This window comes from Achromobacter sp. 1012554356, from assembly GCF_059760815.1.
This window is the reverse complement of record NZ_JCBANC010000042.1, coordinates 1-14,665: the sequence shown is the minus strand read 5'-3', so window position 1 is coordinate 14,665 and position 14,665 is coordinate 1. Positions and strand designations below refer to the sequence as shown.

General features: G+C 67.0%; 14 protein-coding genes. 4 read left to right on the top strand and 10 right to left on the bottom strand.

Annotation, left to right across the window (positions count from 1 at the left end; genetic code table 11):
* Positions 1 to 52: 52 nt before the first annotated feature.
* The 5 genes from AC6LJW_RS20200 to AC6LJW_RS20180 all read right to left on the bottom strand — a co-directional run bounded on the left by AC6LJW_RS20200 (position 53) and on the right by AC6LJW_RS20180 (position 7,003).
* Complete coding sequence (locus AC6LJW_RS20200) at positions 53 to 1,612, bottom strand: acetolactate synthase large subunit (RefSeq protein ID WP_498088126.1); 1,560 nt, start codon at positions 1,610 to 1,612, stop codon at positions 53 to 55.
* A gap of 200 nt (positions 1,613 to 1,812) precedes the next feature.
* Positions 1,813 to 4,218: a TonB-dependent siderophore receptor gene (locus tag AC6LJW_RS20195; protein WP_175125884.1), complete on the bottom strand. Its 2,406-nt coding sequence runs from the start codon at positions 4,216 to 4,218 to the stop codon at positions 1,813 to 1,815.
* Between the two features lie 97 nt (positions 4,219 to 4,315).
* Complete coding sequence (locus AC6LJW_RS20190; RefSeq protein ID WP_498088125.1) at positions 4,316 to 5,278, bottom strand: FecR domain-containing protein; 963 nt, start codon at positions 5,276 to 5,278, stop codon at positions 4,316 to 4,318.
* The gene (locus AC6LJW_RS20185) at positions 5,275 to 5,793 is read right to left on the bottom strand and encodes a sigma-70 family RNA polymerase sigma factor (RefSeq protein WP_056570892.1); all 519 of its coding nucleotides are present in this window, start codon (positions 5,791 to 5,793) and stop codon (positions 5,275 to 5,277) included. Before AC6LJW_RS20185 ends, AC6LJW_RS20190 begins: the two co-directional genes overlap by 4 nt.
* Before the next feature lie 187 nt (positions 5,794 to 5,980).
* Positions 5,981 to 7,003: an amino acid ABC transporter substrate-binding protein gene (locus AC6LJW_RS20180; protein ID WP_056570894.1), complete on the bottom strand. Its 1,023-nt coding sequence runs from the start codon at positions 7,001 to 7,003 to the stop codon at positions 5,981 to 5,983.
* Between the two features lie 353 nt (positions 7,004 to 7,356).
* Between AC6LJW_RS20180 and AC6LJW_RS20175 the strand changes: the two genes are divergently transcribed.
* Genes AC6LJW_RS20175 through AC6LJW_RS20160 form a run of 4 tightly spaced genes read left to right on the top strand, consistent with a single transcriptional unit; the run spans position 7,357 to position 10,593 of the window.
* The gene (locus AC6LJW_RS20175) at positions 7,357 to 8,376 is read left to right on the top strand and encodes a Bug family tripartite tricarboxylate transporter substrate binding protein (RefSeq protein ID WP_498088124.1); all 1,020 of its coding nucleotides are present in this window, start codon (positions 7,357 to 7,359) and stop codon (positions 8,374 to 8,376) included.
* 43 nt (positions 8,377 to 8,419) lie between these two features.
* Positions 8,420 to 9,100 carry a 3-oxoacid CoA-transferase subunit A gene (locus AC6LJW_RS20170; RefSeq protein ID WP_498088123.1) on the top strand — a complete coding sequence of 227 codons (681 nt, stop codon included), beginning with the start codon at positions 8,420 to 8,422 and terminating at the stop codon, positions 9,098 to 9,100.
* 24 nt (positions 9,101 to 9,124) lie between these two features.
* Complete coding sequence (locus tag AC6LJW_RS20165) at positions 9,125 to 9,766, top strand: 3-oxoacid CoA-transferase subunit B (protein WP_498088122.1); 642 nt, start codon at positions 9,125 to 9,127, stop codon at positions 9,764 to 9,766.
* A complete protein-coding gene (locus AC6LJW_RS20160; protein ID WP_056570902.1) occupies positions 9,766 to 10,593 on the top strand; it encodes an IclR family transcriptional regulator domain-containing protein in 828 nt (275 codons plus the stop codon). The genes AC6LJW_RS20165 and AC6LJW_RS20160 overlap by 1 nt, the downstream gene beginning before the upstream one ends.
* A 12-nt stretch (positions 10,594 to 10,605) precedes the next feature.
* On the opposite strand, the gene AC6LJW_RS20155 is transcribed toward AC6LJW_RS20160, so the two are convergent.
* The 5 genes from AC6LJW_RS20155 to AC6LJW_RS20135 form a co-directional block, all read right to left on the bottom strand.
* A complete protein-coding gene (locus tag AC6LJW_RS20155) occupies positions 10,606 to 11,649 on the bottom strand; it encodes an L-threonylcarbamoyladenylate synthase (protein ID WP_056570904.1) in 1,044 nt (347 codons plus the stop codon).
* A gap of 11 nt (positions 11,650 to 11,660) precedes the next feature.
* Positions 11,661 to 12,851: a 5-(carboxyamino)imidazole ribonucleotide synthase gene (locus AC6LJW_RS20150; RefSeq protein WP_056570906.1), complete on the bottom strand. Its 1,191-nt coding sequence runs from the start codon at positions 12,849 to 12,851 to the stop codon at positions 11,661 to 11,663.
* Positions 12,852 to 12,856: 5 nt separating this feature from the next.
* The gene (purE, locus tag AC6LJW_RS20145; RefSeq protein ID WP_056570908.1) at positions 12,857 to 13,378 is read right to left on the bottom strand and encodes a 5-(carboxyamino)imidazole ribonucleotide mutase; all 522 of its coding nucleotides are present in this window, start codon (positions 13,376 to 13,378) and stop codon (positions 12,857 to 12,859) included.
* Between the two features lie 104 nt (positions 13,379 to 13,482).
* Complete coding sequence (locus tag AC6LJW_RS20140) at positions 13,483 to 14,055, bottom strand: disulfide bond formation protein B (protein ID WP_498088121.1); 573 nt, start codon at positions 14,053 to 14,055, stop codon at positions 13,483 to 13,485.
* Positions 14,056 to 14,065: 10 nt separating this feature from the next.
* Entirely contained in the window at positions 14,066 to 14,224 is a 159-nt protein-coding gene (locus AC6LJW_RS20135; RefSeq protein WP_175138208.1) for a DUF5993 family protein, read from the bottom strand.
* Positions 14,225 to 14,665: the final 441 nt, after the last annotated feature.

Here is a 14,665-nt window from a genome sequence, read left to right as displayed (position 1 = left end):
CGCGGCGCGTGCGAAGACGATTCGCCAAGCGCTCGCGCCAATGCGGCAATCGTCAGATCACCGCTTCGATCAGGAAGGGGCCGCGGCGCTTCAGGCCTTCGGCCAGCGCGCGCGCAAAGCCTTCGACCGTATCCACGCTGACGGCTTCGACGCCCATGCCGCGCGCCAGATGGGTCCATTCCAGATGCGGATCCTGCAGGTCCAGCATGCGGCGCGCATTGCGGCCCGGCTCCTGCACGCCCACGTTCTTCATTTCGCCGTGCAGCGTGGCATAGGAACGGTTGGCCAGGATGATGGTCAGGCAATCCAGGTTTTCGCGTGCCTGCGTCCACAACGCCTGCAAGGTGTACATGCCGCTGCCGTCCGCCTGCAGGGTCACCACCTTACGGTCGGGGCAAGCGACCGCCGCGCCCGTCGCCATCGGCAGGCCGATGCCAATCGCGCCGCCGGTCAGCATCAACCAGTCGTGCGGCGCGCTGTTGACGCTGTAGAGCGGGAATTCGCGCCCCTGCGTGATGGACTCGTCGCAGACGATGGCCTGCTCGGGCAGGTGGTGCGCAACCAGAACGTTGACCGCGGCGCTGGTCAGCTTGCCGGAGGCAGGCACTTCATAGCTGGGCGCGGGCGCGAGCAGCCGCGGCGCGTCGGCGGCGATGCCCAGTTCGTCGGCGAGCCATTCCAGCGCGTGCGGCAGGTCCTGGTCGGCGGTGGCCAGCACGAGCTGGTTGCTGTCCTGCGGGGCCAGCAGGCTGGGCTTGCCGGGGTAGGCAAAAAAGCCGACCGGGGATTTGGCGCCCGCCAGCACCAGATGCTTCACGTCCTTCAGCTTGGCCACGGCCATGTCGATCGGATACGGCAGGCGGTCCACGGGGGTGCGCGAGCCGCCGCGCTCGATGCGGCGGTTCGACGTTTCCGACACCAGGCGCACCCCGGTGGCCCGCGCAATGCGGCCGGCGGCGTTCAGGGCGCGCTCGCGCAGCGCGGCGCCACCCAGCATCAGCACGGTGACCTCGCCCGAACGGATGGCGGCGGCGGCGGCGCGAACGGCGTCGGCGGTGGTCTGCGCCAGCGGCTCGTCCTTGGCCACGATGGGCGCGGGCGCGTTATCGGGCAGCTCGGTCCAGGCCGTGTCGGCCGGCAGGATCAGCGTGGCGATGTTGCCCGGCGAACGGCACGCCACGGCCACGGCCTCGGCGGCATCCGCGGACAAGGCCGATGCCGTCATCGTGCGCTTGACCCAGTGCGACATCGGCCGCGCCACGCCTTCCACGTCGCTGGTCAGCGGCGCGTCGTACTGCACGTGATAGGTGGCGTGGTCGCCCACGATGTTGACCATCGGCGTGCGCGCACGCTTGGCGTTGTGCAGATTGGCAAGGCCATTGCCCAGGCCCGGGCCCAGGTGCAGCAGCGTGGCTGCCGGCTTGTCGGCCATGCGCGCGTAGCCGTCGGCCGCGCCCGTCACCACGCCTTCGAACAGGCCCAGCACGCAGCGCATCTTGGGCTTGCGATCCAGGGCCGCCACAAAGTGCATCTCGGATGTGCCCGGATTTGCAAAGCAAACGTCCACATCATTGGCAAGCAAGGTGTCGCAAAGGCTATCGGCGCCGTTCATCGTTGTTTCCCTGGTAGTTATCAATGGCAGTAGCGGGTGGCAAGGCCACCCGCGCAACGGACATCATAGGGAGCCTGGCGGATTCGCGATAGTGCCATTTCCGCTTGCGCGCATGGAACCATTCCGGGCAGTGTTCCGCCTGGCGGAACATAACAGGGAGGCGCCCGGGAAGCGGACGGCCGCCCCCGGTTCGCATGCCGTCAGAACGTGGCGCGCAGCGCGAGGCGGAAAGTGCGCGGCTGGCCGAAGTAATTGAAGTAGTCGGTGTTGCCCACCGACTGGTAGTAATTCCGGTCGAAGAGGTTGTCCACATTGAACTGCACCGCCAGGTTCTTGTTGACGTCGTAGACCGCATGCAGGCCGACCAGCGTGTAGGCGCCCTGCGAAATCCTGTAGTCGACTCCACCCGTCGTGCCGGTGTTGAAGATGCCGCTCTGCGCATAGACCGAGCCGCCCACGCGCAGCTTGTTCCATTGGTCCGGCAGTCGGTAGTCGGTGGACACCTTCAGCAGGTGACGCGGAAAGGTGCTGGCAAATGTCTGGCCGGCGAGCGGACCCTGCGCATATTTGGACTGCGTGTACGTGTAGCCCAGGCTGACATTCCAGGCCGGCGTGATGGCGCCGTTGATCTCGAAGTCCACGCCCCGGTTGCGCACCTTCTCGGCAGCGCGAAAGCACGAAAGGACGCCCGGCGGGCACAGGTCCATGTCGTAGATCCGGTCGGCCCGGCCCTTCTGGTCCGTCTGGAACAGCGCCAGCGCGGCGTTCACCCGGCGGTCCATGAACTCGCCCTTCAGACCAATCTCGTAGTTCTGCCCCGTCATCGGCGGCAGCACGCTGCCGTCGACGCCAATGTTTTCCTGCGGCTTGAAGATTTCGGTATAGCTGGCGTACGCCGACAGGTTCTCGTTCAGGTCCTGCACCACACCAGCGTACGGCGTGACCTTGCCGCGCTGCTCATAGCGGCTTCCTGTGCGCACGGTGGTCTGCGCAAAGCGGTCGAATTCGAACCAGCTCATGCGCGCACCGACGAGGAAGGTCGTGCTGTCGGTCAGGCTGAAGCGGCCGGCGGTGTAAATCCCTTGCTGCTTCTGCGTGATGTTGTACTGCCACATGTCCACGTCCAGCCCGGTCGGCACGGGCGGATCGAAGGCGCTCAGGTCGTTCATGTCGACCACGTAGCGATAGCTGGCGTCGCGCCCACCGTGATAGTCGAAGTCGTCCTTGCGCGTGGAGGCGCCCACCACCAGCTCATGCTGGCGGCCCAGCAATTGGAACGGGCCCGATGCATACGCGTCCACGCCCCACTGCGTATCGTTGAAATGGAAGAGGCGCGGGTTCAGTGTGAAAAGGTCGCCGGTGGTGCGCTGCGTGTAATTTCCCAGGAAGTCCGACTTGGCGGACAGCCAGTTCCCGGCCAGGGTGAACTTCCAGCCGTTGTCGAATTCATGCCTGATGTCGGCGAACAGGTTGGTGTTGCGCTTGTTCACGTAGTTCCAGTCGCCGACCAGGCTCGTCTTGCGCGACATCGGGTAGAACGAACCGTCGGTCCGCGTCGGCAGGCCGGACCAGTCATAGCCCTGGTTGCGGTCCTTCTGGTAGGTCAGGCCCGCCGTCACCGTGGTGGCGGGCGTGATGTCGGCCTCCAGGATGCCGTAGAAGAGCGTGTTCTCCTTGCCCGCATGTTGCTGGAAGTCGCCCGAATTGGTGTAAGCCATCACGGCGCGTCCGCGCAGCGTCTTGGCGTCGTTCAAAGGCGAGGACACGTCGAGCATGGTGCGGTAGTCGTCCCACGATCCCGCCGACACCGTCATGACCCCCGTCGTCTCGTAGCCGGGCCGTTTGCGCACCAGGTTGATGGCGGCCGCCGGGTTGCCGGCCCCTTCCAGCAGGCCCGTGGCGCCACGCACGACCTCGACCCGGTCATAGATCTCGGTGGTGGGCTTGTTGATGGCGTCGAACGAATACGGGTTGGTGATGTTGACCGGCACGCCGTCGATTTGCAGGTTGTCGATCTGTTGGCCACGCGCCTGGTAGGTCGAGCGCTCCGAACCGCTCTGAACCACCGAAATGCCGGTGGTCGCCTGCAACACGTCGTCCAGGTTCCGCATGGACTGGTCATCCATGCGCTGGCGCGTCACCACCGTTACCGATTGCGGCGTCTCGCGCTGCGACAGGTTCAGGCGCGTGGCGCTGTTCGTCACCTGCACGACGTAGGTGTCACTGGTATCCACGGGCGGCAAATTACCGGACACCGTGACCGGTGCGAGCGTGGGGGTCTGAGGCGGCGCACGCCGCAGGGTCAGCGTGCCGTCCGCGGCCTGTGTGGATTCGAGTCCGCTGCCCGCCAGGGCGGCGCGCAGCGCAGCGTCCGTGGTGTATACGCCCCGCACCGCGGGGGCATTCAGGCCGCGCACGAGCTGCGGATCGTAGGAAACGACGGTCCGGCTCAACCTCGCAATCTCGGTCAGCGTGGCGTCCAGGCTGCCAGCGGGCAGATCGAACGCGATGGGTGCCCGCGGCTGGGCCTGGACGGGCTGGCCAAGGCTGGACGCCGCCAGGACCACGGCGATACTCAGGACATGGGGAACAGGCAAAACGCGCATGAAGCTCTCCGATACGTTGCGCACAGTGATATCTGGGTATGTGCCGCGAGATCGGAAAAGTGACAGTCCTCGTGCGAAAAAAAGTGAAAAAAACCGGTCAGGCCGGCCGGACGTCGATCAAAGTGAGCCAGCGCGTATAGCGGCTGACCGTGATCGGCAGCGTGTGTTCCAGCGCGCTCAGCGCGCGTTCGGTGTCGTCCAGCGGATAGAGACCGGACACCGCCAGGCGGGCGGCCTGCGGGCTGACGCGCAGCACGCCCGTGCGGTAGCTGGCCAGCGCCGCGGCAATCTCGCCCAGCGGCTGGTCGCGCACCTTCAGCCATCCCTCGCGCCACGACGCGGCGTCTTCCATCGCTTGCGGGCGGTCCGCCCAGGCGGCGCCAAAACGCGCGCCTTGCCCCATCGCCAGCGTCAGCGGCGACGCATCGCGCGGAAGCACTTCGACGCTGCTCTGCAACGCCACGGCCAGGCTGGCTTCCTCTTCCAGCCGCACCATGCAGCCCGCGCCCGCGCTGCGGACCTGCCCGTGCGCCGTGTGCACCGCAAACATCGCCGTAAGGCCGGTGCGCGGCTGCACCACCAACGCGCCCTCCAGCAGCCGCACGCTGCGCGCGTCCGCCGTGAAGTCCAAGTCCACCCGGCTGCGCGCATCCAGGGTCAGCAGGCTGCCGTCCGGCAGCGTGTAGGTCCGGCGTTCACCCGTGGCGGTGCCCAGATCGGCCGTCAGATTGCCCAGCGGGGAAATGCGGTTGGCCACCCAGCCGCCGGCCGCGGCGGCGCCGGCCAAGGCGGCCGCGTTGAGCAGCACGCGGCGGCGCGCCGGACGCACCAGCGTGCGCCGCAGCGCGTGATGCTCGTTCTTCATGACCGATTCCAGCCGTCCCACCGACTGGCTCAGGCCCTGCTGCAGCCGCGCCCAGGCATGTTCGTGGGCCGGGTCAGCCGCGCGCCAGGCGGCACAGGCGGCGTGATCGGCGTCCGTCGCCTCGCCCGAGGTCAGCTTGACCCAGAAGCCGATCGCGCGGTCCCCGGCCTCGGCCACGGTTTGCTCGCGGCTCATTGCGCATCCGCCAGCGCGTAGCAGCGCTGCAGCGCCTGCGAGATGTACTGGCGCACCATGCTCACCGACACGCCCAGCGCGGCGGCGATTTCCTTGTGCGTCAGGCCGTCGAGCTGGCTGTACAGGAACGCGGCGCGCGCCTTCGCAGACAGGCCGTCGAGCATCTGGTCCACCTGCTGCAGCGTCTGCAGGATGGCAAGCTGTTCCTGCGGCGACGGCGCAAACTGCTCGCCCTGATGAAACAGGCTTTCCAGCCACGCGGCTTCCAGCTCGCGGCGGCGCCACAGTTTCCAGACCAGGCGTTTGGCGATGGTGATGATGAGCGCGCGCGGCTCGCGCACGGAGGCGAGACGCGGCGTCTGGATGAGCTGCACGAACGTGTCGCCCGCGACGTCTTCGGCGTCTTCGAGGTTGCGCAGCCGGGTGTAAAGGCGACCCAGCAGCCATGGCCTGTCTTCGGTGTAGATCCGGGCCAGCAGAGGATGGTCCGAGGTAAGCGTGGAAGGCGGAAGCATGGCGCGGCGGGCGGTTATCTGCAAATGGGAATCGCTCGCATTCTATCGCAGACGTGCCAAGGCGTCCCCTTTCCGAGGCACGCCTCGTTCCCGTTCGGGTCGCACCCGGAAACAGCAAGGCCTCCCGAAGGAGGCCTTGCGCGATTGCATCGGACGGGTTTATCCGGCCGCTATGGGTGATTACGTATCAGCGGATCGGCCACGGATACATCGCGCCGCCCTGGTTCCACAACGCGTTCGTGCCGCGTTGCAGGCCCAGCTTGCTGTCCTTGCCCACGTTGCGCTCGAACACTTCGCTGTAGTTGCCCACGGCCTTGATGGCGTTGTAGGCCCACTTTTCATCCAGCCCCATGTTCTTGCCGGCGCCCGGCGTCACGCCCAGGATGCGCAGCACGTTGGGGTTCTTGCTCTTGAGCATGTCGTCCACGTTCTTCTGGGTGATGCCGTACTCCTCGGCTTCCAGCAGCGCGAACAGCGTCCAGCGCACGATGCCCAGCCAGTTCTCGTCGCCCTGGCGCACCATGGGGCCCAGCGGCTCTTTCGAGAAACGCTCCGGCAGAATTTCGTAGTCGTTCGGGTTGGCGACCTGCGTGGCGCGCACCGCGGCCAGTTGCGAGGCGTCGTCGGTGAAGGCGTCGCAGCGGCCGGATTCAAAGGCGCGCACGACTTCCGTGACCTTGTCGATCACGACCGGCTTGAACTCGATGTTGTTGGCGCGGAACCAGTCGGCCAGGTTCAGTTCGGTGGTGGTGCCGGGCTGCACGCAGACTGTGGCGCCGTTCAGTTCCTTGGCGCTCTTGACGCCCAGCTTCTTGCTCACCAGGATGCCCTGGCCGTCATAGAAACTGGCGGCCACGGCGGACAGGCCCAGCGACGTGTCGCGCGTCTGGGTCAGCGTCACGGTGCGCAGCAGCACGTCGACCTCGCCCGATTGCAGTGCAGTGAAGCGTTGCTGGGTGGACAGCGCGGTGCCCTTGAACTTGGAGGCATCGCCAAACACCGCCGCGGCCACCGCGCGACAGATGTCCACGTCCATGCCTTCCCATTCGCCTTTGCTGTTCGTCGCGGAGAATCCGGACACCCCGTCCGTCAGGCCGCACTGCACGAATCCCTTCTTTTTCACCGCGTCCAGCGTGGGACCGGCCATCGCCGCCTGGGACGCGCAGGCCAGGGCAATCGCGCCGGCCGCAACCATCAATTTCCGCTTCATGTTCTGCTTCTCCTGAGATAGATGACCGCCCTGGGCTCGTAGCCGGGGACAGTTGAAACCAGGTCCTGCCTTACTGGACCGGCCGCCAGATTAAGGCATGTCCACCCTGTGAACAACGCGCGAATCGCTAGTGAAAACCCGTAAAACGGACGCACGGGCGCCACTTCCCCGTGTCCGGTGATCGAACTTTTTTGGGGCGGTCATGCGCCGTCGTGCCGATTCCCCCGTGCCATACTTTTTTTGCGTCTTTGTCCGATAGTCAGCAAAGCCGCAGCCCCTTTAAAAAGCCGTCGCGTCACATAAAAACCCGGACGCACAGCGGCAATCGGCCGATTCATGGAGGAGACAAGTCCATGGCACATGCATGCAAGTCGCAGCCCCATCGCCCGGCGGTCACTGACCGCCGCCGCGTTCTGAAAAATGTCCTGTTCGCCGCGCTGGCGGCTGCCAGCCTGGCCGCCGGTCCCGCGTACGCGGCCGACAACTGGCCCAGCAAGCCGATCAAGATCATCGTTCCGTACACACCAGGCGGATCCACCGACATCGTGACGCGCATCGTGATGGAAAAGCTGGGCCCGCGCCTGAACCAGACCATCGTCGTCGAGAACCGGCCGGGCGCGAACAGCAGCCTGGGGTCGGCGCTGGCCGCCAAGGCGGAACCCGACGGCTACACGTTCCTGTCGATGCTGCCGGCCTACATCATCAACTTTCACCTGTACAAGCTGGGCTATACGCCTGCGGACCTGACGCCCGTTGTGCAGATGGCGGATCTGCCGCTGTTCCTGTTCGTGGCGAACGAGCTTCCCGTCAAGACCGTGGCGGAGCTGGTTGCGTATGCCCGCAAGAATCCGGACAAGCTCACCTACGCGTCCAGCGGCAACGGCTCGAGCGCCCACCTGACTGGCGCCGACTTCGCGCTGCAGAACAAGATCACGATGACGCACGTGGCGTACAAGGGCAGCGCGCCGATCCTGACCGATATCCTGGGCAACCGCGTGAGCATGGTGTTCGATCCCGTGCTCGTGCCGATGCAATACGTGAAGCAGAACCGCCTGAAGGCGCTGGCGTTCACGGGCAAGGCGCGCTGGCCCACGGAGCCGGACATTCCCACGATGGAAGAAGCCGGCATGCCGGGCTTTGTCACCGGCTCGTGGGCCGGCCTGATGGCGCCGGCCAACACGCCCAAGCCGATCATCGAACGCATGGCGCGCGAGATCAGCGAGATCGTCAAAGAGCCGGACGTGCGGCAGAAGTTCGTGGACGCGGGCTTTCTGCCGGTGGGCGGCACGCCGGCCGAGTTTGCCGAATTGATGAAGAAGGACTCGGCGCGCTACGCCGAGATCATCAAACAGGCAAACATCACCGTGAACTGAGCGAGGCCGGGCGCCGCAGCGCCCGCCTCATCGGAGCCCCCCCATGATCGACAAGTTCTTCGACACCCCCGAGGCCGCGGTTGCAGACGTGCACGACGGCGCCACCGTGCTCATCAGCGGGTTCGGCGGGGCCGGGATGCCCACCGAACTGATCCATGCCCTGATTGACCAGGGCGCGCGCGAGCTCACGGTGGTCAGCAACAACGCCGGCAATCGCGAGACGGGCCTGGCCGCGCTGGTCAAGGCCGGGCGCGTGCGCAAGGTGATCTGCTCGTTTCCAAAGGCCTCGCACTCGTGGGTCTTCGACGAGCTCTACCGGCAAGGCCGCATCGAACTCGAATGCGTACCGCAAGGCACCATCGCCGAACGCTTGCGCGCGGCCGGCGCCGGACTGGGCGGCTTCTTCACGCCCACCGCGTACGGCACCGAGCTTGCGCGCGGCAAGGAGACCCGCATCATCAACGGCCGCGGCCACGTATTCGAGGAACCGCTGCATGGCGACTTTGCGCTGGTCAAGGCCGACCGCGGCGACCGCTGGGGCAACCTGACCTACAACATGAGCGCGCGCAACTTCGGTCCCATCATGTGCATGGCCGCCAAGACCACCATCGTGCAGGTGCGCGCCAAGGCCGAACTGGGCGAGCTGCCGCCCGAGGCCGTGGTGACCCCGGGCATCTTCGTCAAGCGCGTGACCGAAGTGCCGAACGCCGCCTTTTCCAGTTAACGCCATCAGCGTGTAGGAGTCCGCATGTTTCGTCCCCTGACCCGCGAAGCCATGGCGCGCCGCCTGGCTTTGGACATTCCCGACGGCAGCTACGTGAACCTGGGCATCGGCATGCCGGTGCTGGTGGCGGCCCATCTGCCCGAGGGCCGCGAGATCGTGCTGCACAGCGAAAACGGCATCCTCGGCATGGGCCCGCCCCCGGCCGAGGCCGACATCAACCTGGATCTCATCAATGCCGGCAAGCAGCCCGTAACGCTGCTGACGGGCGGCTCGTACTTCCATCACGCGGACTCGTTCGCGATGATGCGCGGCGGCCATCTGGACATCTGCGTCATGGGCGGCATGCAGGTTGCGGCCAATGGCGATCTGGCGAACTGGTCGCTGAACAAGCCAGGCGAGGCGCCCGCCGTCGGCGGCGCGATGGACCTGGCCGTGGGCGCGCGCAGCGTGTTCATCATGATGGAGCACAACAGCAAGAACGGCGATTCCAAGATCGTCGAGCGCTGCACCTATCCGCTGACCGGCGCGGGCGTGGTCAACCGCATCTACACGGACCTCGCGGTCATCGACGTCACGCCGGACGGCCTGGTGGTCCGGGATATGATCGACGGCATGACTCTGACCGAACTGCAGACGCGCACCGGCGCGCCGCTGCGCGCAGGCTGATGCTGCCCAACCTGCCCGCTCCCGGCTACGCAGCGCCGCCCACGGCCGAAGACCATCCGGACCAGTTGCGCGGCGACCCGGACTACATGCTGACGCTGGCGCGCGGCCTGCATGTCATCCGCGCCTTCGGCACGCGCCGCCATCCGCAGACCGCCGCCGAACTGAGCCGGCGCGCGGGTCTGCCGCGCGCCGTCGTGCAGCGCTGCCTGCACACGCTGATCTTGCTGGGCATGGCCGAGCAGCACGGCCGGCTCTACGTACTGACGCCGCGCATTCTTGGGCTGGGCTACGCATACTTTTCGTCCACGCCGTTTGTCTCGCTGGCGCAGCCGGTGCTGGAAGAATTGAGCGCGACCGTGAACGAAACCTGCGCGCTCGCCATCATGGAAGGCCACGAAATGCTGTACCTGGCGCGGTCCGAGGTGAACCGCCTGCTGGCCACGTCGATGGGGTTGGGCAGCCGCCTGCCCGCGTATTGCACGTCGATCGGGCGCGTGCTGCTGGCGGAACTGCCCGAGCCCGCGCTGGCGCGGTATTTCGCGGCAACCGACCTGCAGCCCTACACCGAGTTCACGCTGACCACCGAGGCGAAACTGCGCGCGGAACTGGCGCGCATCCGCGAGCAAGGCTATGCGGTGGTCGACCAGGAACTGGAGTTGAACGTGCGCGCGATCTCGGTGGCCGTGCGATCGGCCAGCGGCAAGGCCTGCGGCGCAGTGAATGTCAGCGTGAAGGCGGCGCGCGTGCCGCTCAACCGCCTGCAGGACGAGTTCCTGCCGCCCTTGCGGCAGGCCGTGGAACGAATCGGGGAATTCCTGGCCGCGTGAGCAGCCAGCAGGCTACAGGCCGGTGGTATCCAGCGTGAAGGCCGCGGCGGCCCGCCCGATGCGGTCGTTGACCGCGTGCCAGTCATCAGTGGCGGGCGGCGCCTGCACGATGATGCGCGCATACCCCTGACCGTCCAGATCGCGCAGCAAGCCATACAGCGCCTGCGCGTAGCGCGCCGGGTCTGCGGATACCGGCTGCCACTGCACACGAGGATCGGATGCGGCGGGTTGCGGGTCGTAGGCCACCAGCACCACGCGGCCCTCGGGCAGATTGCGTCCGGCCAGCACGTCGTTCATGCGAGCCTCGCTGGCCAGTTCCAGCGGCGTGCGCGGCGCGTAATGCGCCTTCAGCGTGCCGGACGCGCGCGGTGCGGCTGCGTCGGGCGCAAAGACCTGCACGCCCAGCACGGCCTCGATCTGTGCGGCGCTGATGTGGCCGGGCCGCAGCAGCACGGGCCCCGCGCCGCGATCCAGGCGAGACAGGTCGAGAATGGTGGATTCGATGCCGACGTCCGACGCGCCGCCTTCCAGCACGGGCATGCCGGCGGCGACCTCGTCGGGGAACTCGTTGCGCACGTGTTCGGCACGGGTGGGCGATACCTGACCAAACTTGTTGGCCGACGGCGCCGCCACACCGCCCTGCCCGTTCGGCTTGCCGGCCGCAAACGCCGCCAGCAGCGCCTGCGCCACCGGATGCGATGGGCAACGGATGCCGATGCTGTCCTGCCCGCCGCTCACCGTGTCGACGATGTGGGGCGCGCGCTTCAGGATCAGGGTCAGCGGACCGGGCCAGAACGCGTCGATGAGCAGTTGCGCCTCGGGCGGCACGTGCGCCGCCCAATACGCCACGTCGCCCTGCGGCGCGATATGCACGATGACGGGATGGTTCGAGGGCCGGCCCTTGGCCGCGTAGATCTTGGCGACGGCTTGCGGGTTTTCGGCGTCCGCGCCCAGGCCGTAGACGGTCTCGGTCGGGAAGGCGGCCAGTTCGCCGTCCAGCATGCGCTGGGCGGCGTGCGCGATTTCCGCGGCGCTGGCGGACGGGGATGAAGACATCGGCGTGTCGCTTACTCGGGAGCCTGCATGCCCAGCGCGGCTGCCACGCGGGCAGCGTCGTCACGGGCCTGCTGCAAGGTGGCCGCCACGATCGTGATGTGGCCCATCTTGCGGCCACGGCGCGCCTCGCGCTTGCCATACAGGTGCAACTTGGCCGACGGCACGGCCAGCACGGCCGCCCAATCGGGTTCGCGTTGCGCATCGCCAGTGGCGTCGGCGTACCAGATGTCGCCCAGGATGTTCAGCATGACGGCGGGCGCCAGCAGGTCGGTGCTGCCCAGCGGCAGGCCGGCCATGGCGCGCGCCTGCTGCTCGAACTGGCTGGTGACGCAGGCGTCGATCGTGTAGTGGCCGCTGTTGTGCGGACGCGGCGCGATCTCGTTGACGATCAGACTGCCGTCCTGGAGCACGAAGAACTCCACGCACAGCACGCCGTGGTAGCCCAACCCCTGCGCGATGGCTTGCGCGGCTTCGGTGGCGCGGGCCTGGCGTTCGGCGTGGGCCGCGTCCTGCTGCACGGGCGCCGCGGTGGACACGGCCAGGATGCCGTCGCGGTGCACGTTGCGCGCCACGGGAAACACTACGCTCGCGCCATCAAAGCCGCGCGCCAGCACGACCGAGATTTCGTAGTCCAGCGGCATCAACGCTTCCAGCACGCAGGCCACGCCGCCGAATTCGGCGAAGGCGGCGATCGCTTCCTGGCGGGTGTTGATGCGGGCCTGGCCCTTGCCGTCATAACCCAGGCGCGCGACCTTCAGGATGCCGGGGAACAGCGCATCCGAGGCGGCGTTCAGATCGGCTTCACTGCGGATCGCGGCATGCGGCGCGACCGGGATGCCTTGCGCCGCGATGAAGGTCTTTTCAGCGATTCGGTCTTGCACGATGGCCACGGCGTCGCCCGCCGGGCTGACGCGGCAGCGGGTCGCCAGCGCGCGCAGGCTGTCGGCGGGAACGTTTTCGAATTCGGTGGTGACGGCCTGGCACGTCTGCGCCAGGCGGGCGAGGCCGGCCTCGTCGTCATAGGCGGCCTGGATGTGCAGGTCGGCCACCATGCCGGCCGGACATTCCGCGGCCGGGTCCAGCACGGCGACCTTGTACCCGAGGCTTTGCGCGGCGTGACAGAACATGCGGCCCAGTTGGCCGCCGCCCAGCATGCCCAGCCAGCCGCCGGGCGCGATGAGGAAAGGAGTCGATTGAGTCATTCGCATCAAGCCTCGGGCGGAACCTTCATGTCGCGCGCGGCTTGCGTCTGGCGGGCGCGGAACGCCACCAGCTTTGCGTGCAGGCCGGCATCGGTGCCCGCCAGCGTGGCGATCACGTGCAGCGCGGCGTTGGCGGCGCCGGCTTCGCCGATGGCAAAGGTGGCCACGGGCACGCCCTTGGGCATCTGCACGATGGACAGCAGCGAGTCTTCGCCCCGCAGGTACTTGGAGGGGACCGGCACGCCGAAGACCGGCACTTCGGTCAGGGCGGCCATCATGCCCGGCAGGTGCGCCGCGCCGCCGGCGCCGGCGATGATGCCGCGCAGGCCGCGCTGGTGCGCCGCGGCGCCGTACTCGGCCATGTCCTGCGGCATGCGGTGCGCGGAGATGACGCGCGCCTCGTAGGCCACGCCGAAATCCTCCAGCATCGTCACCGCGTGCTTCATGACCTCCCAATCGCTGGAAGATCCCATAATCACGCCCACCACGGGGGAGGCTTGCGCCGCTGCGGAAGTCTGGTCTGTCATAACCGGTGTCTAGTAGTTGAGACCACGGCGCACGCGCCGCGAAATGTCGGGGGACCGCGGGATCAGCCCGCGAAACCCGGTATTTTACCCGGCGCCGGAGACCGCTATGGCGACGCGGCGCTTTTCAGCAAAAGGTAGCTGACCGGATCGTCGGGGCACGGTCCGAAACCGCACTGCAGCGTGGTGCTGCCGGCGTTGGCCAGGGCGACGATGAAAAACAGGGCCATGACCACCATGCCCAGTGCCGAGACGGGCTTCTTGAGCATGCTGTCGCCCCACTTGCGGTCCACGCACAGCATGACGACGCAGAACACGATGATTGCCGTGAAGGCAACGAACGCCCAGGTATAGAAGTGCACGCCCAGAAAGGGGGTGCCGTAACCCGCATCGCCCGGCGCAATGTGCAGCAGCACCTGGCGTCCCGCGGCCAGCATGCCGGCCAGCGCGCCGGCAATGCTCATCGCATAGTGCATCGGCGATGGGCCCAGCCGCAGGTTCAAGAGGAAACCCACACCGGCAAGGATCAGCGCCACGCGCTGCAGCAGGCATAGCGGGCACGGCAGTTCGTCATACGCGAATTGCCACGCGAAGGCCATGCAGAGGATGCCGGTGACCCCGAGCAGCGCCAGGGCATTGAGAATGCGCGAGCCGCGCGCCGGGTTGCTGGAAAAGATCATCGCCGCCGCTTTACAGAGACAACGCCAGCGGACTGGTCATGTGGTATTTGCACCAGGCGGCAAAGATGGCCAAAGTCAGCAGCCAGAACGTCACGCAGGGGCGGCGCCGGCCCACGAGACCAAACCATACTGCCAACGTCCCAGTCACAAAGGGCAGCATCATCACCATGCGGCGCTCCTTTTATCGGAAATCCCGAACCAAGCAGCGGACGAGTATAGCGTAACAATCCGAAATAATTTTGTGCCAAAGATGCGGGTTTGCCCGGATGGGGGAGCGTCGGTGGCAGCTTGGCCGCCGGTGTCTGACACCCTTTGGGCCGCCGGCTCAAGATGAAGCGCTTCTCACCAGGGTGTCAGACACCTCGCGGAGGCTGCGGCGGCGGTCCGGCCGGTGTCTGACACCCTTCGGCCGCCGGCTCAAGATGAAGCGCTTCTCACCAGGGTGTCAGACACCTCGTGGCGGCTGCGGCGGCGGTCCGGCCGGTGTCTGACACCCTTGAGCCGCCGGCTCAGGATGAAGCGCTTCTCACCAGGGTGTCAGACACCTCGTGGCGGCTGCGGCGGCGGGTCCGGCCGGTGTCTGACACCCTTGGGCCGCGGGCTCAAGATG

Excerpts from the sequence above, each read along its gene's own strand:
- AC6LJW_RS20200 (WP_498088126.1), bottom strand. The coding sequence starts at position 1,612 with ATGAACGGCGCCGATAGCCTTTGCGACACCTTGCTTGCCAATGATGTG.
- AC6LJW_RS20195 (WP_175125884.1), bottom strand. The coding sequence starts at position 4,218 with ATGCGCGTTTTGCCTGTTCCCCATGTCCTGAGTATCGCCGTGGTCCTG.
- AC6LJW_RS20190 (WP_498088125.1), bottom strand. The coding sequence starts at position 5,278 with ATGAGCCGCGAGCAAACCGTGGCCGAGGCCGGGGACCGCGCGATCGGC.
- AC6LJW_RS20185 (WP_056570892.1), bottom strand. The coding sequence starts at position 5,793 with ATGCTTCCGCCTTCCACGCTTACCTCGGACCATCCTCTGCTGGCCCGG.
- AC6LJW_RS20180 (WP_056570894.1), bottom strand. The coding sequence starts at position 7,003 with ATGAAGCGGAAATTGATGGTTGCGGCCGGCGCGATTGCCCTGGCCTGC.
- AC6LJW_RS20175 (WP_498088124.1), top strand. The coding sequence starts at position 7,357 with ATGGCACATGCATGCAAGTCGCAGCCCCATCGCCCGGCGGTCACTGAC.
- AC6LJW_RS20170 (WP_498088123.1), top strand. The coding sequence starts at position 8,420 with ATGATCGACAAGTTCTTCGACACCCCCGAGGCCGCGGTTGCAGACGTG.
- AC6LJW_RS20165 (WP_498088122.1), top strand. The coding sequence starts at position 9,125 with ATGTTTCGTCCCCTGACCCGCGAAGCCATGGCGCGCCGCCTGGCTTTG.
- AC6LJW_RS20160 (WP_056570902.1), top strand. The coding sequence starts at position 9,766 with ATGCTGCCCAACCTGCCCGCTCCCGGCTACGCAGCGCCGCCCACGGCC.
- AC6LJW_RS20155 (WP_056570904.1), bottom strand. The coding sequence starts at position 11,649 with ATGTCTTCATCCCCGTCCGCCAGCGCCGCGGAAATCGCGCACGCCGCC.
- AC6LJW_RS20150 (WP_056570906.1), bottom strand. The coding sequence starts at position 12,851 with ATGACTCAATCGACTCCTTTCCTCATCGCGCCCGGCGGCTGGCTGGGC.
- purE (WP_056570908.1), bottom strand. The coding sequence starts at position 13,378 with ATGACAGACCAGACTTCCGCAGCGGCGCAAGCCTCCCCCGTGGTGGGC.
- AC6LJW_RS20140 (WP_498088121.1), bottom strand. The coding sequence starts at position 14,055 with ATGATCTTTTCCAGCAACCCGGCGCGCGGCTCGCGCATTCTCAATGCC.
- AC6LJW_RS20135 (WP_175138208.1), bottom strand. The coding sequence starts at position 14,224 with ATGGTGATGATGCTGCCCTTTGTGACTGGGACGTTGGCAGTATGGTTT.